Raw genomic sequence first — 21,507 nt, 5'->3', positions numbered from 1 at the left:
AGATAAAAAACACGAACATTTCAAATCAACATGAAAATTAATATTCAGAAATTTTTGTTCCGCTACAGACGGCGCTTTCCACGGGCTTGGCTTCAATCTCCTCGGGTCGACACGATGTTGCCCCCGAAGCCGTTGCCACAGGACGTGGCGAACTTAGGCTTTGTCCCTTAAATTGTTCCTGCGGGGCTTTCAGCTCAAGCTTTTCCCGTAGGACTTTGAAAATAAGCCTCCCTGAACTCACATCGCACGAAGGAAATGCGCATGCATTTTCGAGGAGTCGCCGTCCTCCTCTCCACAACTATCAAAATTAGTTATTATCAAATGTTCGTATTTTTTAAGAAGAAAATGATTTATGAAATTGATTCAAGTAAATGAATAAACAATAAAAACTTCTTCACCAGCTGCTTATCCTGAAATCTCTTTTATATGTTTTTTCATAGAAAGCGTATCGCTTCACTTCATATCTAGTTATTCTTAAAAAGATTTTTAGATAGAAAGTCATATCTTTCTCTTTTTGAAGATAAGATTGTCTAAAATGATTGAGTGGATTGAATCAAATATAAATCATCCGGCACCAAATATTGATATTTTATTTCCCGGTTCATTTCCTGGACAATATAATAGGAAGAAACTCCAAATGATTCATGTGATTTTTTAGATCTATACAAAGTGAAATTTCATTCAGTGAAAGTTTTTTCACTCTTCTACTGGATTCTAGCTGAACCAATCGAACTTTTACAGGCAGTTGCCCCCCTTCTATCCTCTGCTTGTTGTGGAGAAACTCATTGACTGTTCATGCAGAATAAATGAAAACATATGCTTTCTTAAAAAGATTATACAGGAACATTTGTTCTTATTCAAGCAAAAAAAGACGATTCATCCATACCAATCAGTAGGAGATGAATCGTCCGATAACTTATCTAAAATAAAAATACTATTTATTTTTCTTGACCACTTAACTATATTTCTGCAGTTTCAGTTGGTTTTACATATCTCAAAACGGGATGACGTGCAGCACGCGTTTCATCTAAACGTTTAATAACTGTTGTATGTGGTGCTTCTTGCACAATTTCAGGTGTTTCTTCCGCTTCTTTCGCAATTTGAATCATCGCATCGCAGAAGGCATCTAGTGTTTCTTTTGATTCCGTTTCTGTTGGTTCGATCATTAATCCTTCCTCTACATTTAATGGGAAGTAAGTGGTTGGTGGATGATAGCCAAAATCTAGCAGTCTTTTGGCAATATCAAGTGTACGAACACCTAGTTTCTTCTGACGGCTACCACTTAAAACAAATTCATGCTTGCAATGACGATCATATGGCAGCTCGTAATATGGTTGTAAGCGGCGCATCATATAGTTTGCGTTGATAACAGCATTTTCTGTAACAGCTTTCAAACCATCTGGTCCCATAGAGCGAATATAAGTGTATGCACGCACATTGATACCAAAGTTGCCGTAGTAAGGTTTTACACGACCAATTGATTGTGGACGGTCGCCATCAAAATGATAGCCATCTGCTGTTTTAACAAGCACTGGTTTAGGAAGGAATGGAATCATATCTGTTTTTACTCCGACAGGACCTGAACCTGGACCGCCACCGCCATGAGGACCAGTAAAAGTTTTATGCAAGTTTAAATGCACACAGTCAAAGCCCATATCTCCGGGTCTTACTTTCGACATGACAGCGTTTAGATTTGCACCATCATAGTAAACTTTTCCCCCGACCCCATGGATGATTTCGGCAATTTCAAGAATATGTTCTTCAAATAAGCCTAAAGTATTTGGATTTGTTAACATCAAGGCAGCCGTATCAGATCCTACCACTTTGCGTAAATCCTCTAAATCAACTAATCCATTTTCATCAGATTTCACCGTTACAATATTAAATCCTGCAACAGAAGCAGAGGCTGGATTTGTACCATGCGCTGAGTCCGGAACGATTACTTTTGTGCGTTGATAATCACCATTTGCTTCATGGAATGCACGAATCATCCTAAGCGCTGTCCATTCACCATGAGCTCCAGCTGCAGGTTGTAAAGTTACTTCATCCATACCCGTGATTTCAACCAATTGTTGTTGCAAATCATACATTAATGCAAGAGCACCTTGAACCGTTTTTTCATCTTGTAATGGATGAATATTCGCGAATCCAGGGAAACGGGCAACAGATTCATTGATTTTGGGATTATATTTCATCGTACAAGAACCAAGTGGATAAAATCCAGAGTCTACACCATGGTTACGACGAGATAGGGCTGTATAATGGCGCATAATATCCAATTCTGAAAGCTCTGGAAGCTCAGCTTCTTCTTGTCGAATAAATTCAGTTGGTAAAATACTTGATAATTCTACTTCAGGTACATCTAGTTCTGATAAACTATAGCCCACACGACCTTCTTTTGATAATTCAAAAACAAGCGGTTGGTTTTCTTTATGCATGTTGTAGAGCCCCCATTTCTTGCACGAGTGCGTCGATTTCTTCTTTTGTACGTTGTTCAGTCACTGCAATCAAAATATGCCCTTGAAGTTCAGGACTTACTTTTCCTAGATCAAAGCCACCAATAATTCCTTTTTCAAATAATGTATTGTTTACAGCTTCAACCGATCCATCTACTTTCACAACAATCTCGTTGAAATGAGCCCCTTGGAAAGGTACTTTAAAACCTGCCTTTTCAAAAGCTGTTTTTGCATAATGTGTCTTTAAAATATTTTGTTTTGCCATTTCTTGAACGCCTTTTTTACCGAGTGCTGTCATTGCTACAGAAGCCGCTAAAGCATTTAAAGCTTGGTTTGAACAAATATTCGAAGTCGCCTTTTCACGACGAATATGTTGTTCACGTGCTTGCAAAGTAAGGACATATCCACGACGTCCTTCTTCGTCCACCGTTTCACCAACTAGTCGACCTGGCACTTTACGCATTAATTTTGAAGTTGTTGCAAAATAGCCGCAATGAGGACCGCCAAAACTTTCAGGAATACCAAAAGGTTGGGCATCTCCTACCGTAATATCTGCCCCCATTTTTCCTGGTGGTGTCAAAATAGCTAATGCTAGAGGATTGGCCGATACAATGGAAAGGCCTTTCACTGCATGGATTGCATCAGAAACAGCTTGAACGTTTTCAATTTGACCATAGAAATTAGGATATTGCACCATTACTGCTGCTGTTTCTTTATCGATTAGCGTATTTAGTGCTTCTAAGTCTGTCACACCATCTTTTAACGGAACGTTTACGATGTCGATAGATTGACCATATGCATATGTTTTCACAACATCTTGTGAAATTGGGTGTATAGCTTCTGAAACTAATATTTTCTTGCGTCTAGTTTGCCCTGCCGCAAGCATCCCTGCTTCAGCAAGTGCTGTGCCACCATCATACATAGAAGAGTTTGCTAAATCCATTCCTGTTAGCTCAGCAATCATTGTTTGGAATTCAAAGATTGCTTGTAATTCACCCTGAGAAATTTCAGGTTGATATGGCGTATACGCCGTATAAAATTCTGAACGAGAAATAACGTGGTCTACTATTACTGGTTTGTAGTGATCATAAACACCTGCGCCTAAAAAAGAAATATACTCGTCACTATTTGCGTTTTGTTTTGCTAGTTGTGTTAGTTCTTTCAATAAAGCTGATTCCGATTTAGCAGGTTTGATATGATATTCACCCTTAAATCGAACTTTTTCTGGGATGTCTGCGAATAATTCATCAACTGATGAAACGCCAATCACCTTTAACATTTCTTGCTGATCTTGCTCAGTCATTGGTAAATAACGATGTTTCATGCCAATAAGCCCTCTCTTCTTTTGGTTATTTTTGACGTTTATAAAAAGGTGTTTCAACTGTTTTTACTTGTAAGCGGCGATTACGAATTTCAATTTCTAATTCTTGACCAACCACTGCGAATTCACTTTTTATCAGTGCCAATCCGATATTGCGTTTTGTCAAAGGTGATTGTGTACCTGTTGTCACTTCACCAATTTCCTCGTTTTCTTTAAATATTTTATAACCATGACGAGGAATCCCTTTGTCAATCATTTCAATGCCAATACTTTTACGTGGCAGCCCATTTTCTTTTTGAGCAACTAAGGCCGCTTTACCATTGAAATCTTCTTTGTTCAACTTCACAACAAAATTGATCCCTGCCTCAAGAGGAGAAATGGAACTTGACAATTCTTGACCATATAAAGGAAGACATGCTTCAAAGCGTAAAGTATCACGGGCACCTAAGCCACAGGGAACAACTCCCTTTGCTTCACCAGTTGTTAAAATTTCATCCCATAACGCTACTGTCGCCTCATTTGAAGCATAAATCTCAAAGCCATCTTCACCTGTATATCCTGTACGAGATACCAGTGTATCAAAACCATTTATCACTACATGTTGCTTCAAACGGAAAGGCTTAATGTCATGTAAATCTACTTTTGTCAGTTGTTGTAGTACTTCTTCAGCGAGCGGTCCTTGTAGTGCTAATTGGCCAAATTCATGTGAATGGTTTGTAATAGCTACATCTCCAAATAATTGACTGAGCATCCATTCAAAGTCTTTTTCAATGTTCGCAGCATTCACGACCAATAAATATCGATTTTCATCGAGTCTGTAAATAATTAAATCGTCTACAACCCCTCCATTCTCGTAACACATTGCTGTATATTGGGTTTGATTGATTGCTACTTTTGAGACATCGTTGGTCACAAGTTTTTGCAAATAAGCTAAACTTTCTGAACCTTCAACGAAAATTTCCCCCATATGCGAAACATCAAATAATCCCGCTTTTGTGCGAACTGCTTCATGTTCAGCTTTGATAGAAGAAAACTGCACGGGTAAATCCCATCCACCAAAATCAATTGTTTTACCACCATATTTTGCATATGAATCAAATAATGGTGTGTGTTTTAAGTCAGTCGCCATATCCTTCTTCCCCCTATTTGTTAAATTCAAAAAAAAGACAGAGAAACCCCCTAAAAGGATTTCTCTGTCCATGCACCTGAAAGTTTAACCATTACGGCTGGCCTCTTTGGTGGCTAGTGAAATAGCGCTCTCCAGAGTTGCGTCCCGTACGAGTCTTTTTGCCTGAGAGATTCATAGTATTCACTACTTGCTCCTTCGGCGACGCAAATTTGCGTTCTCTCCCCGTACAATCATCCGCCCAAGAATTATCTTGGTACTATTCTCATTTAAATGTGCTATAACAGGATCGCTGACTATATCCTAACATTGAATAAGACGCCTTGCAATATTTTTATGAAAAATGTTTTAAAAACGAATAATGTGTCATAAATCAAAAATTATTATTCGCCTTTTAATCTGGTTATTTGATATGCAGCATATTCGACAATCTGTCTTAAAGAGCGCCCCTCCGTACGAATATTGATATGTGCCGCACTTTTATAACATCTTCTACGCTGATAAAATAAATCTTCTAATTCTTTTTTCGTTGAACGTTGGACAATGGGGCGATTTTTGTCTTTATGGATTCTCTTCCATATGTCAGGAAATGTTGCATCTAAAAACAATACTAAACCTGTTTGTCGCATGATTTTCCGATTTTCTGCATTAACCGCTACACCTCCGCCCGTCGAGATAATGCAAAATTCATCACGGAAATTTCTTAAAAATTCTGTTTCGATTTTGCGAAAATACGCTTCTCCTTTTTTTTCAAAAATCTCAGGGATCGTCATTTTTTCCCGTCTCACGATCTCTTTGTCCATATCATAGTAAGGCATTCTTAAAAAATAGCTAAGTCTTCTACCGATTGCACTTTTTCCACTGCCCATATAGCCAACTAGATAAACTTTTCTCATCTTCTCACCTTCTTAGACTTTCGACTGCCTTACAACTAATTATCACTTTTTATAATAGTAGCATGAACACTTGTCGATTCCAATCATTCATTCAATGATGAGAAAAAATATAGGCTAATCAGAAAACGATGTCAATTCATATGACCATATGTTTCCTTATTTCATCAGGCATAGTAAACAAAGTACACAGTAGTAGATTTCCTCTTTCCCCGCTCCATTAGTTGAACCAAATAACTATTACAAGTAGTTGTTCTCTATAAGCCTATCCGCTTCCTGATGTTGAATTGAGGGTCTTATTGTCTGTTCATGCGGATCATTCAATGGTTATTTTCTAAATCCTCCATATTCACATCTTCACGATCCTCTTCTATGGAGTTCAACACCATTTTCGTTTGATCGACTGCCGCAATCTTTAATGCGTCATACGCACGATAATGTGAGTCATAGGCTGCACTTGCTGCTATCATCATATGAGTAATAAAAAACAAGAAAATCATAGCCGTAAGTAGTAAAAAGCCTTTCTCATCTCGTATTATTCGGAACAATAAACTTTCGACTCCTTCCCTTTCCGTTTTCAAAATTAATCGTTGCATCTAATGTATAGTCTGAATATTCAAATTTAACAGTTGTTATCCCAAATAATAGTGGCTGGTATCCTTTTTCCCTTTTTAACTCTCCTGGCCCGATTGCTACACTTAATGTTCCCCGATCTGACGAATAAGAAATATTTTGTATCGTATTACGGGTAAATTGTTTTGTATGCGTCAATTCTTTTTGCAGCTGAAAGGCAAATATCTCCCATTGCAACTCATTGTTATTGAACATACCGTTATCCTTTTGACTGTACCATGAATAGAACAAAAGAAAAAACTGGGCGAAAAGCACCAAAACGATGAGCTGTAATAACGAATCTAATAATGTAAAGCCACACTCCTGTTGAGGATGCTTCAATCTTTGTTTACACATAACTCTTCTTCTTGAATACCCAAATATCGGATACAAATGGTCTGATCGTCTCCCTCCCACGAGTACGTAACTTGATCAATTGTTATCTGTCCTTCGTATTTTTTAAATTTTTTAATATTTCCCGCAGCATATAATGCCGCTTCTGCAGCATGTAAACTCAATTTTTTTTCATAAAGTGACGTCTCTAGGCGATAAAAAAACGGCAATAACGTACCAAATATCAGGATAATAATGACTAATGTTAATAAGGTTTCTGGCAGCGAGTGCCCTTCTTCATTGATCAATTTTCACCCTTCCCTCACCTAGATATACGATTAGGTTTTTTCTTTTCCCATTCACTTTAAAGCCAATTGTTCCTGCTCTATTAACTGTTTGGTTCTCTGTAAATATGACATGATCCATATTCCCTGATTGAAACACTATATTTGCAGGATATTTTCGTATTAATAGTGGTTTTTCCATACTATAGCCCGTTGAATAAATATGGATTTCCCTTAGGCTTTGATAAATATATAAGCTTGCAGGTGATTGATATTGAAACGACAATGCTTGTGTCATTTCAATATCAGCTTTTAATTGCTCCATAAAACGATTTTCTAGTTGCTGATCCATATATTTCTTTCCGACAGTAATACCCATTGTACAAGTGATCATTGTAATGGTTAAAACAAGTAACATTTCGATTAATGTAAAACCCTTTTGATTAATCTGGAATTGCTTAACTTGAAACTTCCACTTTACCATCAGTTATCGTAATTGTTTTTCCTTTACATGCTTTAGAATCACTTGTTTTTAAGTAATCTTCGCTTTCTAATTCCGTTATTGTTGTCGGATATTGTCCTTGATCGATCCTAAATGCTTCGACCTGTCCTTGCACCATTTTGCTATAAGCATTGCATCCCTTCTCATCGACGGTTGCAAAATGCCGTGTTACATTTGGAATGGAGATCAAGATGAGAACAGATATAATAAATAGAACAATTAACATTTCGATCAGTGTAAAGCCTTTTTGCATATGCTGTTTCAAAATTTTTTTCTCCTCCTTTTACACAAGATCCATCATTTTATACATGGGCAACAATATGGCAAGGTAAGCGCCCAAAATACAGAGTGCTACAATGACAAAGAGTATTGGCTGTACGAGTGCAAGTACTCTTTGGATATTGGTTTCAGTTCGGTTGGTCAGAAATTCACTATAAATTTGTAATTCACGTCCTAAGTTTCCACCCTGCTCACCATGAAGTACATGCTCTGCGAATCCTTTATAAAAAAAATTTTCTTTGTTAATAGCTGTCGATAACGAATCACCGTAGATGATTCGTTTCTTGATTTTTTCAGCGACCTCGGATAAATAAGGCTGTAATGATTGTTTTTGCAATATATGGAGACCATCTTGCATCGACATTCCACTTTCGATCAAACCACCTAATTCATATGAGATTTGCCTTGTCATGTGTAATTTGAATTGACGATTTACAATTGGAATTTTCAATATGAATTGAATTTGGTCGTCAATTGTTTTTCTACTTAGCCAATAGACGCTTATCCATAATAAAATCATTAGTAAAGCCGCTAATATCATAAACAAATCTGGTAAATGTAAAAAAAACGTAGACAATTTTAAATCAAAACGATCTTCTGTTGTTTGATTATTCATCATTAAGGACATATTAGGTAAAAAGTACGATCTAAAAGCTAAAAAAAGCACAATAAGAAAGAAGAAAAGAATGATTGGATAGGTCATCAATTTTACAAATCGCTGTTTATTTTCTTCTTTCTTTTTCATTTGATTTGCCACTGTTTTCAAAACTCGAATGGTTTTTCCATATTGTTCTGCAACTAAAATCGTCATAAGGTAAATCTTAGGGTAACCTAACAGACTTAGAACTTCAGTCATTGATGCTCCATTACGTAATTGTTTTTTAACCTTTTCTTCCATCTCTGGTTTATGTTTTAAATGGTGGGGCATCAGCATGAACAATGAATCAGAAAATGTATAACCTTCTTCTAGCAACACACTCAACTTTTTCAATAATTGTGCTGGTTCTTTTATTTGCTTTGGCTTTTTAAAGGACAATTTATCAATCCAATTTTTCTTGTGGATGAAGGGTAATTGCACCCATCTTTACCCCCTTTGCGATTTGACCTTCTAGTGTAATTTCCATTGGGAGTTCATATGAATGACCATATTCTATGGATCGAAAGGCTTCAGCCAAATAACAGCCTGATAATATTTCAAAAACGGCAGTCATCTTTTGAGTTGACATAAGATGAACAAGTCGCTGGGCTACGACACCTACAACTGTTTGTTTTAGTTCTTCCAGTGAGATTCCTAAGTCTAATAAACGGAATAGACAGCCGACAGTGTCTTTGCTATGAATTGTTGTCACCACTAAATGGCCACTTAATGCTGCCTCGATAGCGATTTGCGCAGTTTCTCGGTCCCTTATTTCACCGATCATAATCACATCAGGTGAGTGTCTTAATATAGCTTTTAAGCCTACAGCATAGGTGACACCCGCTCTTTCATTTACCTGTATTTGTAATAAATCTGATTGGTTATTTTCAACAGGGTCTTCTAAAGAAATAATATGTTTTTGATATTTTGTTGCAAGGTGATGTATTAGTGAATATAAAGTTGTTGATTTCCCACATCCTGTTGGGCCAGTTGTAAACAAGATTCCTTGAGATCGTTCTACAAGTTGAACTAATTGGTTCGCAGAATGTATAAATAAGCTAAGTTCTGAAATCGGGCGTGCACGATTTTGAAGCATTAATCGAACGACTAAGCTCTCTTTTAAATAGACGGACGGTAAGGTAGAAACACGAAAAGAAATAAGCTGTTTACTGAATGTTTGCTCGAATGAGCCACTTTGAGGTTTACGTTTTTCACTTATGTCTAATGAGGATAAAAATTTTAAATAAGAAATCATCCGATCTCCTATATCTTGGGGAAGTTGTCCAACCGGTATAAGTTGTCCATATTTTCTAAAATAAACGCTGTACTGATCTGTTGACGGCATTAAATGTAAATCTGATGCGCCAAACTCTATCGCCTTTTGTAATAACTGCATCGATTTTTGTTCAATAATCGTTTCAGTAAAAGACATTTTACCTCCTTTTAACCATACAAGTAACGACCGCTCAATACTTGTTAACAGTATTATACATAGTCTATTATAAAATTGGAAGAATTTATCGAAAATATTTTTATCTCGTATGAACAGACAGTATCCCCCTCAACTTCAAAACGCAAGTCAAACAAAGAGATCAAGAAGATCGACTATAAGAGCAAATGCTTGATCGATTGCCCAACATACAATGAGGAATGAAGAAAACTACAGCAGCGTGAATTTTTAATATCTCTAAAAAATTTTATTTACTATTCGTACAATCTTGCTGAATTTATAAAGCTTTCAATAAAATTCTTTAAAACTTCTCAAAAAAATCACATTTTCTTGAAGAATAGTTGTTTTCTACTGTTACAATTGAATTATTGTTATATAATAGTAAGTGACAATCGGAGGTGAATGAATCATGTTAAATCCATTAAAAGTTACAAGCACTTTATCAGACGAAACTAGGTTTTCCATATATCAATTTATATTACAAGAAAAGAAATCCTTTTCTGTTCAAGAAATTGCTGAAAAGTTTCAAATTCATCCTAACGTAGCCAGACTACATTTAACAAAACTCACAGAAATTGAAGTAGTGAATTCAGAATATGAAAAAACAGGTAAAGGCGGACGTCCTGGAAGAAGATATAAAGCAAATGAAAATGGTATCACTATATCATTTCCAAAAAGAAATTATGAAGAGTTGCTGGAATGGACTCTCGAAATTATCAATGAAATTGGAGAACAAGCAAATCAAATTGGTAAAAAAATTAGCTATAAAAAAGGCATAAAAGATATGGACCAGCTTATTTTAAGTCATGGAAAAGACAAACTTCAATTAACATTTGAAGAAAAAGTAGAATTTATGACAGAAGCTGCATCTCTTATCGGTTATGTTCCTCTCATCAAAAATACGCCAGATGGCAAAACAATATCATTTGCTGTTTATAATTGCCCTTATCATGATAAAATTGGTCAGCATGCATCCATCATATGTGATTTACACGAATCCTATTTAAAGGGACAATTTGATGCGCTGTTTGACGTTAAAGATTTTGTGCAAATTGAAAGCATGACGAATAATTGTGATTACTGTACTTATCGCGTAAATATATAATAGATTATAGATAAACCGCTTTCATAGGATATTATTTTCTTCACTCAATTATTAAATCTGTGCTAGTACAAATCTTCAATCGATTGTACGCTTTTTAGCAAACATGTTCAATCAATTTAAACTAAACATATAAAATACCGACAAGTAAATATTTTTTTGCTACTGATTCCATTAATATTTATATTTTTTTAAGCTTTGTGAATTTTTTACACTGTATTGTCACAAACTCTTATTAACTTGCAGTTTACATGTATCAATAAAATCATTTATAATGGATATGAGATTATTGTGTCGTCGAAAAGGAGGGAACCGTACATGGATAATATGTATAAAGTGCTTGGCTTTTGGACAGGTATTTTCGCAGTTATGTTTTATTTAGGTGGTATGAAAGAGGTTTCGCTATTATTCGTAGCTAACACAGGATTTTTCCTTCTATTAGGCTTCTTAAACCTTACAGAACGTATGTATATGTATATTTTCGGTGCTTACTTAACAGTATTCTTTGCTGGATTCACATATTACGCTACATTCATTCACGTACCAGGTTTAGAGCATTAAAAAGAAAGAGGCAGTCATTGGCTGTCTTTTTTTTATTGTAATTATCAGTTTACACTATTGACATATTAGAAAAGATGCTATATGATATATTCGTAGCTTAACTTTATCCCTCCCTTTTATATATGGAGAGAAAACATCCCCTAAATGAAGATAATCTCTTCGAACTAAGAGGCCTCAGTGCCTCTTTTTTATTTTTTATCCTGCTTTAAACCCCCACTTATGGAGGCTTCACTTTATACTTGAATCCACTTCATACGCACCACTATGAAATAAATATAAAAGAAACTAAACCAGACTCGCAAAGAATAGTTGCCTGTATGAATGGCTGATCTCACAATCTAAACAATGGATAGAGTAGTGCAACTTGAAATTAAAAATCGGTTCATTTGTATAAAAATAGCACCCAAACTAAGTTTAGATGCTCGAACTTTAAAATCCATTTAAAAATGGGTTTTGTTCCATTTCAATATCAATTCGTGTTGGTCCTCCATGACCAGGATAAATGATGGTTTCCTCATCTAATGTTAATAGCTTTTGATGAATAGATAACAATAATTGTTTATGATTCCCACCTTCTAAATCTGTACGACCAATACTACCTTCAAACAACGTATCCCCCACTATAGCAAATCCATCATCCTTGAAGAAAAAGCTAACGCTTCCTGGTGAATGCCCAGGTGTATGCAATATTTCAAATTTGAAATGATGAATCACCAATATTTGCTCATTTTCGATTAAGTGATCAGCAGGAGAAACTAAGACATTTGGAATTTCTGAGTATCGTCCTGAGCCATTTTTCATAGGATCTTGAAGCCAGCTAGATTCTTTTTTATGCAAATATACTGGTATCTTATAGGCTTCTCTAACTGCATCTACCGCTCCGATATGATCAAAATGGGCGTGAGTTAACAAAATCGCAACGGGTTTTAAATTGAAGGCTCTCAACTGTCTGACTAATGTATTTCCTTCTCCACCTGGATCTACTATAAGACATTCCTTCTCCGAGTTGCTAACAACATAACAATTTGCCTGAATTGGTCCTAATGGATATGTACGAATATTTAACATTTCTTCACCTCACTCCCATTATACAGAAAAAGTGAATCAGCACTCAAGATGAAAGTATTTTGTGATAAATTATTGGTACTATTTATAAATCATTATATGTGAAATCACCTTGAGTTATTTTTAATTAATACATAGTTGAATCAATTTCATAATGTAAAATTCAGATAAAAAACACGAACATTTTAAATCAACATGAACATTAATATTCAGAAATTTTTGTTCCGCTCCAGACGGCGCTTTCCACGGGCTTGGCTTCAATCTCCTCGTCACTTCGTTCCTGCGGGGCTTTCAGCTCAAGCTTTTCCCGTAGGAGTCGCCATCTTCCGCTCCACAACTATAAAATTAGCTATTATTAAATGTTCGTATTTTTTAAGAAGAAAATGATTTATGAAATTGATTCAGTTATAATTTTATCTCTAATTCATAATACTATTGATAAATAGAGGGAAAAACTTTTGTGATGAAACTAAAACTTCTCCAAACTTTTGCATGCAAAGGTTGAATTTCTTCAATTTGTCGAAGGAATTGTTGCTTTTTGCTTGTTAAATGATTGGTTCAAAAATGAACAATCTTTTTTCACAAAAAAACAACTATTTTAAAATACGTTCAAATATACGTCACATTAAGTTCTCGACAAACTTCACAAATAGCTTTACAATAAAGAAGGAATATTGTTTTGCGACATTCATTTTCTGATGTCGAAAGGAGTGTCTATATTGAACTTATTAATGGTTATCTTTGGTCTAGTTGCAATTCTAGGCCTAGTAGGAACTGTGCAAGCGCTTAAAGAAAAAGCTATTCTTGGTGTCATCTTTAACCTTGCGGCATTCGCCGTGTTTGGATGGTTCGTTGTTATGACGATTCTTCATCAAGGTTTCCCACCAAGCCTACACTAATTAAAAATTGATACAAAAAGGATATCCCAATTTTGGGGTATCCTTTTTGTATTCGTTTACAAGCTTTACCTCGTGTTGGTTCGACTGGGTAGAGTTAAACCAATCAAATTTACTGGCAGTTATCCCTCACTTCTCTACTTGTTTACAGCTTAGCTTGAAATAAGGATATTACTGCCTGTTTACGGATAAATTTTTAGACATTATGCAGGTATATTATTTCTTCAACAATAGCCATTTTTTCATTTCATATGATTTGGTACTGATTAAGGTTTCATAATTATTTCCCGATAGACATACGATTCCCTTAGACGAACAAGTAATGGGCTCATAATTTTTGAATTGTCCTATGTTTTGAACACCTTTTAAAGTTACATGAACAAGCTGAAATGGATGTTCTCCATCATCTACTATACCATTTTTCATCGGAAGTAATGTCATCATAGATTGATCTTCAAGCCACTGAATTTCCGGCACAAACCATTGGGAAAAGCTCGAAACGGCTGGTGTTTTCCACACTTTCTTTTGCTTTCCTTTTTGTAATACATATTGAAATTCTTCATGTTTAAAATCCATTGTGACAATAATCTTTGATTGTTTAAAGCTACTCATATAGATCACTTTGTGTTCAGACTGCGGTATTTCTTGATTCTTTTTCCAATCTATTATTGATAATGTACCACCATTCAAAGGGTTATTACTCATTCTATTCATCCATAATGAATCATCCGTAAGCCATGTCCAAAAAGGGTTTGCAGATTGAAATCTATGAAGCTTTTCTTTGTTACTTTCATAAATATAACTTTTATATGAAAAATCATCGCTAAAAGCTGCCAATGCCAAAAGATTTGCATTGCTTGGATTCCATACAATGGAGATTTCTGAGGATTTCACCTGAAACTTATGTAAAAGTTCACCAGTATTCGATAGTATCATAACTGTCGCTCTTTTTTCATTCGTTGCCGTTTGTAAAAGGATTTGTTTCATACTCGGATGGATAAAAGCTTGTATAATATCATCTTTGGAAAAATAAAGGGTCTTCTTCTTTCCTGTCAATAAATTATATTGAACTAATTGCTCCCCTTCTGGCTGCTGTTCAATTAATAGAACTTCGACTTCAGATGAAAATCCAACAACTCTATAGAAATGATCTTCCATTAAATGATATGGAACAATATTTAATGATGAGTCGATAGTCGCAATGGTTTTCTTTGTATTTGTTTTTGAATTTTCCTTTGAATGGGAGTGCTGCTGGCATGCCACAAGAAAAAATACTGTAATCGTTACTAGATAAATCACCTTCTTCACTCTTATCACACCCTTTCTAATTATTCTATTATACGATTAAACGATAAAAAACGAGAGGTTTATAAAGTGAAATTTCACATAACCTAGATTTTTTTCCTTTATTATAAACAATCGAGCTTTTACTACTTTTTCTATAATGGCATTCTTCTTATTGAATCAAGATAAAAACCACATAGCACAATTAGCTATGTGGTCCAAAAATGTCATCTATTCTTATTTTGCTTCACCTGTTTTGTTATTGTAAAAGCGAAGTAAATCCCCATTGATAATCTTATCAGAGTAATCTAATTTTTTGTTTGCTTGATCAATATAAGGATCACATTTAGATGAATCTGTTTTTTCTCCGGTTGATTTATCGTAACATACTTCACCAGCATAAACTAATTTATCTGTTACAAAGCGTCCATCGCGGAATGTGATAAAATCTTTATGATCTTTAGAGAATAGATCCGTTCCCATTTGCAAGTCATTTTTCGTATCAATACCAAGTAGATGTAAAACGGTTGGACGTATATCCATTTGCCCAGCAATTTCATGCATTTCTTTACCAATACCTGAATGTGGAACATGGATAAAGAATGGCACTTTTTGAAGTTGAGCAGAATCAAATGGTGTAATTGAATCTTTGCCTAAATATTGGGCCATTGCCTTGTTATGATTTTCAGAAATACCATAATGGTCACCATACATCACAATCACTGAGTTATCATATAAGCCAGATTCTTTTAGGTCTTTGAACAATTCTTTTATAGCTTCATCTGTATATCGCACCGTTTGGAAATAACGATTTACAGTATTATCATCTGAAGTATAAGGTTTGATCAATTGATCTTCAGGATCTGATGTAAACGGATAGTGATTAGATAATGTAATCAAACGTGTATAGAATGGTTGTGGCAATGTTTTCATTATTTTCACTGATTGATCCATATAAGGAATATCCTTCAAGCCCCAGTTTGCGGAGTTTTCATCCGTTACATCATATGATTCTACGTCATAGAAATGTTTAATATTCAACGCTTGGTACATCATATCACGATTCCAGAAACTCTTGTTATTCGCATGCAATACAGAAGTATAATAGCCATTATCATTTAATCTCTCTGACATTGAGTTGAAAGTGTTTCCACTGTTTGTAAAGAATACGGCTCCTCGTCCTGTACCATATAAAGAGTTTTCAACGATAAATTCTGCATCAGATGTTTTGCCTAAACCTGTTTGATGATAAAAATTATCGAAATAGAACGTATCTTTATCTTTTGTTAAGCTGTTAAGGAATGGCGTAATTTCTTGACCATTCACTTTATTGTTAATAACAAAGTTTTGGGTAGATTCGAGCGAAATAATAATAACGTTACGTTTTTTGGCAATGCCAAATGTCTTCTTGTTATTTTCACCTTGGTTTGACTTCACATAGTTTGTTACATCCGTTAACTCACTGCCATCAGCCAAAGCGCGTTGAGCGTGTGATTTGGATTGAATGAAAATATCATATAAATGATAGTTATACGTACCAATATTCTTAACTAATAATTCGCGGTCAAAACTACGAGTTAATAGTTGAGGTCTTTCTGTTTCTGCCAAACCTAAATTTAGGAATAGCATAGCAAAAGACAACACAAAATATGTGCGACGCATATTTGGTTTTATAATTGCTGCTTCTTTTGCGACAGGTAAGAATTTAACAGCTAAAATCAATAACACTACATCTGTGAAATAGAAAATATCATACCAATAAATAGATGATGCAGCTGAATTTCCTAAATCTCCGAAGTTACTTGTTTGGAATAATACAGGTAGTGTAATAAAGTCATTAAAGAATCTGTAAAACGCAACATTACCATATAAAACAACTGACAAAATGGCACTTACAGTAATCATATATCGATTACGTACTTTTGCTGTTTTAAAGAATAACGAAATCCCATATATAAACAATAAAAATGCAAGTGGATTAATCAATAATATAAGTTGTTGCATTGTATTTTCAATTTTCATATCAAAGCTTGTTTGATAAGTAATATATGTCTTAATCCAAGTGGTGACAATTGCGATCACCAATATTGAATGTTTAGGTAGCTTATTGAGTTTCATTCCTAACATCCTCCTACTTTCTTTCGTTCGTTACAGATTTAATTCTACATATGAAAGAAACAAAATATATATTAATACTTTTTTTACAAAAACGCAACATATTTATTACATCTTCACTGTCCGTTAAATATTATTATTTTTGTTACTCCTATCACTTATATTATTAACCAATTTTACCCATTAAAATAGATATCGTCAACTGATTTCTGTGATTGATCTCTTTCCTTGCTTTCCTCAAATAGGTGTTTGTGCCACTTCTAGACAGTAGAATATTGGTCACGAGGAGCAGTTGCCACGGGATATGATGCACTACAACTTTGTTTCTTCCATCGCTTCATGTAGATCTGCTTTTTCCTCAGGACAAATGCTCCTCCACTCCCTACATCTTTAGTAAAGTATCAGTAACTTTTTCCTTGTTTTTTCCAATAATTAAGTTTGTACTCATATATAAACGAATAAATTCTAAAAAAGTTTCACCCAAAATGATGTTATTGATCTTTTTTTGCTATTTCATTTTCTAATCTTATTTCTTCTGTTCTTAAAATATGGCGAGCTGATTGGAATTCTCGAGCTTCAATCAAACCACCTTTATACAATTCCATTAAGTCGATCTCCATTAATTGCAGATCACCCACCCGATTTTTTGTATAAATAAACGTTCCAAAGCGTTTCAAAAATTGCATTACATCATATACTGTTTCCAAGGGTACTTCCGCCCCCTTTCAATCATTTACATTGAATGGTTTCATTTTCTGTCATTATTTTTTCAATAGGTACATCATAATCATCTGTTGGAATTTTTTCAACTATCTGCATGTGAAATGCTAAAGAAATAGTTGGCTTTTTAAAATCTGTCAAAAATCGATCATAATATCCGCCGCCAAAACCAAGTCTGAAGCCTTGGCGATCATATGCAAGTCCTGGCACAATTAAATAGTCAATTTCTTCTTTTGATACTTTTGTCGTCATATGTGGGATAGGTTCCGAAAGATTCATGTATACGTTTTCAATTTGGTTAAATGACGTAATTTCATAAAATGTCATCATACGCGATTTTGGTTCACACTTAGGCACAACTACCCTTTTGCCTTGTGACCAAAATAGTTTAATCAGATCCCAAGTTTCAACTTCCGGAAACACAGAAAGGGTGATCCCAATTACTTGAGCATTCTTTATGCCTTGTTCTTGAAGAAGTTTTTTATGTATAAGTACGGATTTTTCTTTATAGGTTGTTTCAGTAAGTTTTTTTAAATGATTCATTATTATTATACGAAGTTCTTTTTTATGCATATATTTTTCACCTCAAATTCTTTAAAAATGGAAAAAGCCAAAACCACGAGGGTTTTGGCAATGAGCATTATTTTGTTTCACGGTGAAGTGTCATTTTGTGATCACGAGAACAGTATTTTTTCAACTCAAGACGTTCTGGATTGTTACGTTTATTTTTCTTTGAAATGTAGTTACGTTCGCCACATTCAGTACAAGCTAATGTAATGTTAACGCGCATTGCTATCCCTCCCACTCTATATACAGAATAAAATGTCTTAGTGAGCATGATTTATACGACTAGCTTATTATATCATATATTGCAAAAAAATCTACTGTCATTTCTAATTAGATTTTGTTATGTTACAATTAAATACACAACTAAATAACTACATGAGGTGAATGGAATGGACTTATCACTCATACTAATCATTGTTGGAATGCTTATCTTCATCGCATCCTTTTTTGTTGGCAACCAATCGAAACAATTAGAACACGATGTTGAAGAATTATCGCTTAATTTTTATCAAGAAACACAGCATTTAAAACGCAGATTAAAAGCAGTCGAAGAAGAATTGCTTATGGAGCCTCAAGCCTTTGCGAAGCCCCAAAAAGGAAGTCCAAAGCAAAATGCAAAAGTTAGTATCAATGGCATTCATCAAATTCTCATTAGTCAAGTGCTAACTTTACATAAACAAGGTTATAACTTTGAAGAAATCAGCAAACGGTCTTCCCTCTCCCTTGAGCAAGTACAAGCTATTATTGCTGCTGGAGGCAACCGTTTATGATGAAATCAACGATTCGTTCACTTGGTATTGGTTTTTTCCTAGCCGGCAGTATCATGGCGATTAATAATCAGTTTAATCCAGAGAAAACAACAGCATCTATTTCTTCATCAAAATCTTCAGCAACCGATCAAAAAGGAACAGTTGTTATCAAAAAAGCAGAACTTAATACTTTAAAAGAGGAAGCTGCTGATGCAAAAGAACAGCTTGCTAAAATTCAAACGGATTATCAAAACTTAAAAAAGGAACAATCTTCTAAAAGCAATGAGAAAAACAAAGTAACTTCTTACAAACTAGCTATCAAAAAAGGAATGGGTACTACAGAAGTTAGCGAGGCTCTGAAGGAAGGCGGCATTATTAAGGATGCTGCAGAATTTGAAAGATACATCATTAATGAGGATAAGGCAAAATATATTCAGATCGGTGACTATCCATTAACATCCGATATGTCTAATGAAGAAATCTTAAAAATAATAACTTCTGGTAAATAAAGTGAAGTTTCCTTCAGTGGAAGTTTTCTTCATCTTCCACTAGATTTGAATTACCTATTGAGTTTTATAGTAGATTTCCCCACTTATCATTTAAAAATGACGATTTTATTGCCTGATCAATACGGCATACGGGATTAAAAAACGCTCCAACAGTGAAAAAATTACTGTTGGAGCGTTTTTCTTTGGAATTTATTTGGCAACTATACTCATTTTACTGCTAGAAAATATTTGATGATGCAGAAAAAAGAGCTCCCAAAAGTATCTTTTGGAAACTCATTTTAAGAATTCAGTGCGAATCTTTTTCCCTGTACAATAAAGAACAATGCCTCTGCTAGATTGGTCGCATGATCCGCCGCTCTTTCAATATATTTACATATTAATGCTAATTGAATGGCTTGATTATTCGTATTTTCAGTTGACACCATGTTTTCAATTGCCGCCATTGTTTCACCATAATAACGATCAATTTGATCATCACGTAAAGCAATTTCTTTTGCTTTTTCCACATCTTCTTGAACAAAAGCATCTAACATCTCTTTCAACATGTCGATCGTCAATTTGCCCATTTCACGAAGCTGTTCTTCCGGATAAGGGTTAAGATTTGTTCCGATGCGAATGGTTTCTTTTCCAATATTGACTGCATAATCCCCTATTCTTTCCATGTCTTGTGCTGCTCTAATAAGAGCAACTAATCTCCGCAAGTCTGTTGCAACAGGCTGTTGCTTGATGATCAAAAGAATCACTTCGTCAAGTAAATGCTCTTCCAATCGATTGATAAAACGATCCTGTTCAATAATAATAATGGCACCATCCATATTTTTTGAAAAGAATACATTTAATGATTTTTCAAAAGCATGGATTGAACGTTCACATAATTCAACTAATAAACTTTGTACGTGCTGTAAATCGTTATCAAATTTTTCTCTGGGTGTCATAGACTTTTCACCTTTCTTAACCGAATCTTCCAGAAATATAATCTTCTGTTCTTCGATCTGCTGGTGTTGAGAATAATTTATTGGTATCGTCAAACTCAATCACTTCACCATTTAGGAAGAACGCTGTTTTATCAGAAATACGAGCAGCTTGTTGCATATTGTGCGTCACGATAATAATAGAATAATTTTGTTTTAGTTCTTGAACAAGTTCTTCCACTTTTAATGTTGAAATTGGATCAAGAGCTGAAGTTGGCTCATCCATTAAAATAACATCTGGTTCAATAGCTAAACAACGTGCGATACAAATACGTTGCTGTTGTCCACCCGATAAGCCGTATGCATTTTGATTTAAACGGTCCTTTACATCATCCCAAACAGCTGCTCCGCGCAAACTTTTTTCTACAATTTCATCTAATACTTTCTTATTTTTGATACCGTGAATTCTTGGTCCGTACGCGATATTATCATAAATAGATTTTGGAAACGGATTTGGTTTTTGGAAAACCATTCCTACTTTTGTTCTTAATTCCTCTACACTATAATTTTTATCCAAAATATTACGGTCGCGATAAATAATTTCACCTGTTGTATGAACAGACGGGATCAGTTCTATCATACGATTCAATGTTTTAATGTAGGTCGATTTACCACAACCAGAAGGTCCAATAATAGCCGTTACTTCGTTTTCAGCAATATCAAGATTAATATCCTTTAAAGCTTGTTGGTCACCATACCAAAGATTTAAACTTTCGGTTTGATAAACTTTTTTTTTCTCTTTTGTATGAAGCACTTTTATATCTTCAACCGAACTTTCAACAGTCGTTTCCTTTGCTTGAATTTTCAACATCTAATATCCCCCTATTGATAACGTTTTTCGGATAAAAATAAGCCATCGAGATTAAAATAATTTGAAATACGAATAATATAAATAGTCGTTTCATAACTACATTACCGTTTGATACCTGCACAATATAAGTTGCCATGTTTTAAATGAACTATTCAATCTAATTATTACCTTTATTTATAACAATAGATAAACCATCATGTGCAATTTTAAATTTCGTATAGTTAATTCCTGTTTTTTCAACTGGTCAACTTCTCCAGCTTCTTC

At 34.7% G+C, this 21,507-nt stretch carries 24 protein-coding genes and 2 riboswitches; of the genes, 5 read left to right on the top strand and 19 right to left on the bottom strand.

Annotation, left to right across the window (positions count from 1 at the left end; translation table 11 throughout):
* Positions 1-959: 959 nt before the first annotated feature.
* The 11 genes from gcvPB to comGA form a co-directional block, all read right to left on the bottom strand.
* On the bottom strand, positions 960-2,438 hold the full coding sequence (gene gcvPB, locus FEU33_RS05100) for an aminomethyl-transferring glycine dehydrogenase subunit GcvPB (RefSeq protein ID WP_146548334.1): 1,479 nt from the start codon (positions 2,436-2,438) through the stop codon (positions 960-962).
* Positions 2,431-3,780 (bottom strand): aminomethyl-transferring glycine dehydrogenase subunit GcvPA, encoded by a 1,350-nt coding sequence (gene gcvPA, locus FEU33_RS05095; RefSeq protein WP_146548333.1) that lies wholly within the window; start codon positions 3,778-3,780, stop codon positions 2,431-2,433. Before gcvPA ends, gcvPB begins: the two co-directional genes overlap by 8 nt.
* A 25-nt stretch (positions 3,781-3,805) precedes the next feature.
* Positions 3,806-4,906 carry a glycine cleavage system aminomethyltransferase GcvT gene (gcvT, locus tag FEU33_RS05090; protein WP_146548332.1) on the bottom strand — a complete coding sequence of 367 codons (1,101 nt, stop codon included), beginning with the start codon at positions 4,904-4,906 and terminating at the stop codon, positions 3,806-3,808.
* Positions 4,907-4,968: 62 nt separating this feature from the next.
* A riboswitch (glycine riboswitch) is annotated at positions 4,969-5,043 on the bottom strand.
* Between the two features lie 3 nt (positions 5,044-5,046).
* Positions 5,047-5,140, bottom strand: a riboswitch (glycine riboswitch).
* Between the two features lie 146 nt (positions 5,141-5,286).
* A complete protein-coding gene (locus tag FEU33_RS05085) occupies positions 5,287-5,799 on the bottom strand; it encodes a shikimate kinase (RefSeq protein ID WP_146548331.1) in 513 nt (170 codons plus the stop codon).
* Positions 5,800-6,116: 317 nt separating this feature from the next.
* The gene (locus FEU33_RS05080) at positions 6,117-6,344 is read right to left on the bottom strand and encodes a hypothetical protein (protein WP_146548330.1); all 228 of its coding nucleotides are present in this window, start codon (positions 6,342-6,344) and stop codon (positions 6,117-6,119) included.
* Positions 6,322-6,765 (bottom strand): competence type IV pilus minor pilin ComGF, encoded by a 444-nt coding sequence (gene comGF, locus FEU33_RS05075; protein WP_146548329.1) that lies wholly within the window; start codon positions 6,763-6,765, stop codon positions 6,322-6,324. Before comGF ends, FEU33_RS05080 begins: the two co-directional genes overlap by 23 nt.
* The gene (locus FEU33_RS05070) at positions 6,747-7,049 is read right to left on the bottom strand and encodes a hypothetical protein (RefSeq protein ID WP_146548328.1); all 303 of its coding nucleotides are present in this window, start codon (positions 7,047-7,049) and stop codon (positions 6,747-6,749) included. The genes comGF and FEU33_RS05070 overlap by 19 nt, the downstream gene beginning before the upstream one ends.
* Positions 7,039-7,509 (bottom strand): competence type IV pilus minor pilin ComGD, encoded by a 471-nt coding sequence (gene comGD / locus FEU33_RS05065; protein ID WP_146548327.1) that lies wholly within the window; start codon positions 7,507-7,509, stop codon positions 7,039-7,041. The genes FEU33_RS05070 and comGD overlap by 11 nt, the downstream gene beginning before the upstream one ends.
* Positions 7,484-7,780, bottom strand: coding sequence for a competence type IV pilus major pilin ComGC (gene comGC / locus FEU33_RS05060; RefSeq protein ID WP_146549906.1), 297 nt, complete (start codon positions 7,778-7,780; stop codon positions 7,484-7,486). The genes comGD and comGC overlap by 26 nt, the downstream gene beginning before the upstream one ends.
* 30 nt (positions 7,781-7,810) lie before the next feature.
* Positions 7,811-8,884, bottom strand: coding sequence for a competence type IV pilus assembly protein ComGB (gene comGB, locus FEU33_RS05055; protein ID WP_146548326.1), 1,074 nt, complete (start codon positions 8,882-8,884; stop codon positions 7,811-7,813).
* Entirely contained in the window at positions 8,847-9,875 is a 1,029-nt protein-coding gene (gene comGA, locus FEU33_RS05050) for a competence type IV pilus ATPase ComGA (protein WP_146548325.1), read from the bottom strand. The genes comGB and comGA overlap by 38 nt, the downstream gene beginning before the upstream one ends.
* Before the next feature lie 427 nt (positions 9,876-10,302).
* On the opposite strand from comGA, the gene FEU33_RS05045 reads away from it, so the two are divergent.
* Together FEU33_RS05045 and FEU33_RS05040 are read left to right on the top strand one after the other, a co-directional pair.
* Entirely contained in the window at positions 10,303-10,998 is a 696-nt protein-coding gene (locus tag FEU33_RS05045; RefSeq protein WP_146548324.1) for a helix-turn-helix transcriptional regulator, read from the top strand.
* A gap of 315 nt (positions 10,999-11,313) precedes the next feature.
* A complete protein-coding gene (locus FEU33_RS05040) occupies positions 11,314-11,556 on the top strand; it encodes a DUF2626 family protein (protein ID WP_119416339.1) in 243 nt (80 codons plus the stop codon).
* A gap of 429 nt (positions 11,557-11,985) precedes the next feature.
* Here the strand turns inward: FEU33_RS05040 and FEU33_RS05035 are convergent, their stop codons facing one another.
* Complete coding sequence (locus FEU33_RS05035; protein WP_146548323.1) at positions 11,986-12,624, bottom strand: MBL fold metallo-hydrolase; 639 nt, start codon at positions 12,622-12,624, stop codon at positions 11,986-11,988.
* A gap of 716 nt (positions 12,625-13,340) precedes the next feature.
* On the opposite strand from FEU33_RS05035, the gene FEU33_RS05030 reads away from it, so the two are divergent.
* Positions 13,341-13,520, top strand: a complete 180-nt coding sequence (locus FEU33_RS05030) for a DUF2759 domain-containing protein (RefSeq protein ID WP_146548322.1) — start codon at positions 13,341-13,343, stop codon at positions 13,518-13,520.
* A 213-nt stretch (positions 13,521-13,733) separates the two neighbouring features.
* Here the strand turns inward: FEU33_RS05030 and FEU33_RS05025 are convergent, their stop codons facing one another.
* The 5 genes from FEU33_RS05025 to rpmG all read right to left on the bottom strand — a co-directional run bounded on the left by FEU33_RS05025 (position 13,734) and on the right by rpmG (position 18,426).
* Positions 13,734-14,825, bottom strand: coding sequence for a YqgU-like beta propeller domain-containing protein (locus FEU33_RS05025; RefSeq protein WP_146548321.1), 1,092 nt, complete (start codon positions 14,823-14,825; stop codon positions 13,734-13,736).
* A 213-nt stretch (positions 14,826-15,038) separates the two neighbouring features.
* Positions 15,039-16,919: an LTA synthase family protein gene (locus tag FEU33_RS05020; protein WP_146548320.1), complete on the bottom strand. Its 1,881-nt coding sequence runs from the start codon at positions 16,917-16,919 to the stop codon at positions 15,039-15,041.
* A 488-nt stretch (positions 16,920-17,407) separates the two neighbouring features.
* Complete coding sequence (locus FEU33_RS05015) at positions 17,408-17,623, bottom strand: YqgQ family protein (protein WP_186725734.1); 216 nt, start codon at positions 17,621-17,623, stop codon at positions 17,408-17,410.
* Positions 17,624-17,645: 22 nt separating this feature from the next.
* Positions 17,646-18,209: a 5-formyltetrahydrofolate cyclo-ligase gene (locus tag FEU33_RS05010; protein ID WP_146548319.1), complete on the bottom strand. Its 564-nt coding sequence runs from the start codon at positions 18,207-18,209 to the stop codon at positions 17,646-17,648.
* Positions 18,210-18,276: 67 nt separating this feature from the next.
* Entirely contained in the window at positions 18,277-18,426 is a 150-nt protein-coding gene (rpmG, locus tag FEU33_RS05005) for a 50S ribosomal protein L33 (RefSeq protein WP_066786565.1), read from the bottom strand.
* A gap of 166 nt (positions 18,427-18,592) precedes the next feature.
* Here rpmG and FEU33_RS05000 point away from each other — a divergent pair, with 166 nt between their 5' ends.
* Together FEU33_RS05000 and FEU33_RS04995 are read left to right on the top strand one after the other, a co-directional pair.
* The gene (locus FEU33_RS05000) at positions 18,593-18,973 is read left to right on the top strand and encodes a hypothetical protein (protein WP_146548318.1); all 381 of its coding nucleotides are present in this window, start codon (positions 18,593-18,595) and stop codon (positions 18,971-18,973) included.
* Positions 18,970-19,461, top strand: a complete 492-nt coding sequence (locus tag FEU33_RS04995) for an endolytic transglycosylase MltG (protein ID WP_146548317.1) — start codon at positions 18,970-18,972, stop codon at positions 19,459-19,461. Before FEU33_RS05000 ends, FEU33_RS04995 begins: the two co-directional genes overlap by 4 nt.
* A 278-nt stretch (positions 19,462-19,739) precedes the next feature.
* On the opposite strand, the gene phoU is transcribed toward FEU33_RS04995, so the two are convergent.
* Complete coding sequence (gene phoU, locus FEU33_RS04990; RefSeq protein WP_146548316.1) at positions 19,740-20,396, bottom strand: phosphate signaling complex protein PhoU; 657 nt, start codon at positions 20,394-20,396, stop codon at positions 19,740-19,742.
* A 16-nt stretch (positions 20,397-20,412) separates the two neighbouring features.
* The gene (pstB, locus tag FEU33_RS04985) at positions 20,413-21,243 is read right to left on the bottom strand and encodes a phosphate ABC transporter ATP-binding protein PstB (RefSeq protein WP_146548315.1); all 831 of its coding nucleotides are present in this window, start codon (positions 21,241-21,243) and stop codon (positions 20,413-20,415) included.
* Positions 21,244-21,507 lie beyond the last annotated feature (264 nt).

It is taken from the genome of Rummeliibacillus suwonensis (genome assembly GCF_007896435.1).
GTDB lineage: Bacteria > Bacillota > Bacilli > Bacillales_A > Planococcaceae > Rummeliibacillus > Rummeliibacillus suwonensis.
This window is presented reverse-complemented; position numbering and strand designations above follow the sequence as displayed.

What these genes read in the sequence shown, in the direction of transcription:
- gcvPA (WP_146548333.1), bottom strand. Translation starts at nt 3,780, where the DNA reads ATGAAACATCGTTATTTACCAATGACTGAGCAAGATCAGCAAGAAATG.
- comGD (WP_146548327.1), bottom strand. Translation starts at nt 7,509, where the DNA reads ATGGTAAAGTGGAAGTTTCAAGTTAAGCAATTCCAGATTAATCAAAAG.
- comGA (WP_146548325.1), bottom strand. Translation starts at nt 9,875, where the DNA reads ATGTCTTTTACTGAAACGATTATTGAACAAAAATCGATGCAGTTATTA.
- FEU33_RS05000 (WP_146548318.1), top strand. Translation starts at nt 18,593, where the DNA reads ATGGACTTATCACTCATACTAATCATTGTTGGAATGCTTATCTTCATC.
- gcvT (WP_146548332.1), bottom strand. Translation starts at nt 4,906, where the DNA reads ATGGCGACTGACTTAAAACACACACCATTATTTGATTCATATGCAAAA.
- FEU33_RS05085 (WP_146548331.1), bottom strand. Translation starts at nt 5,799, where the DNA reads ATGAGAAAAGTTTATCTAGTTGGCTATATGGGCAGTGGAAAAAGTGCA.
- comGF (WP_146548329.1), bottom strand. Translation starts at nt 6,765, where the DNA reads ATGTGTAAACAAAGATTGAAGCATCCTCAACAGGAGTGTGGCTTTACA.
- gcvPB (WP_146548334.1), bottom strand. Translation starts at nt 2,438, where the DNA reads ATGCATAAAGAAAACCAACCGCTTGTTTTTGAATTATCAAAAGAAGGT.
- FEU33_RS05020 (WP_146548320.1), bottom strand. Translation starts at nt 16,919, where the DNA reads ATGAAACTCAATAAGCTACCTAAACATTCAATATTGGTGATCGCAATT.
- rpmG (WP_066786565.1), bottom strand. Translation starts at nt 18,426, where the DNA reads ATGCGCGTTAACATTACATTAGCTTGTACTGAATGTGGCGAACGTAAC.
- FEU33_RS05045 (WP_146548324.1), top strand. Translation starts at nt 10,303, where the DNA reads ATGTTAAATCCATTAAAAGTTACAAGCACTTTATCAGACGAAACTAGG.
- FEU33_RS05010 (WP_146548319.1), bottom strand. Translation starts at nt 18,209, where the DNA reads ATGCATAAAAAAGAACTTCGTATAATAATAATGAATCATTTAAAAAAA.
- FEU33_RS05040 (WP_119416339.1), top strand. Translation starts at nt 11,314, where the DNA reads ATGGATAATATGTATAAAGTGCTTGGCTTTTGGACAGGTATTTTCGCA.
- comGC (WP_146549906.1), bottom strand. Translation starts at nt 7,780, where the DNA reads ATGCAAAAAGGCTTTACACTGATCGAAATGTTAATTGTTCTATTTATT.
- FEU33_RS05035 (WP_146548323.1), bottom strand. Translation starts at nt 12,624, where the DNA reads ATGTTAAATATTCGTACATATCCATTAGGACCAATTCAGGCAAATTGT.
- phoU (WP_146548316.1), bottom strand. Translation starts at nt 20,396, where the DNA reads ATGACACCCAGAGAAAAATTTGATAACGATTTACAGCACGTACAAAGT.
- FEU33_RS04995 (WP_146548317.1), top strand. Translation starts at nt 18,970, where the DNA reads ATGATGAAATCAACGATTCGTTCACTTGGTATTGGTTTTTTCCTAGCC.
- pstB (WP_146548315.1), bottom strand. Translation starts at nt 21,243, where the DNA reads ATGTTGAAAATTCAAGCAAAGGAAACGACTGTTGAAAGTTCGGTTGAA.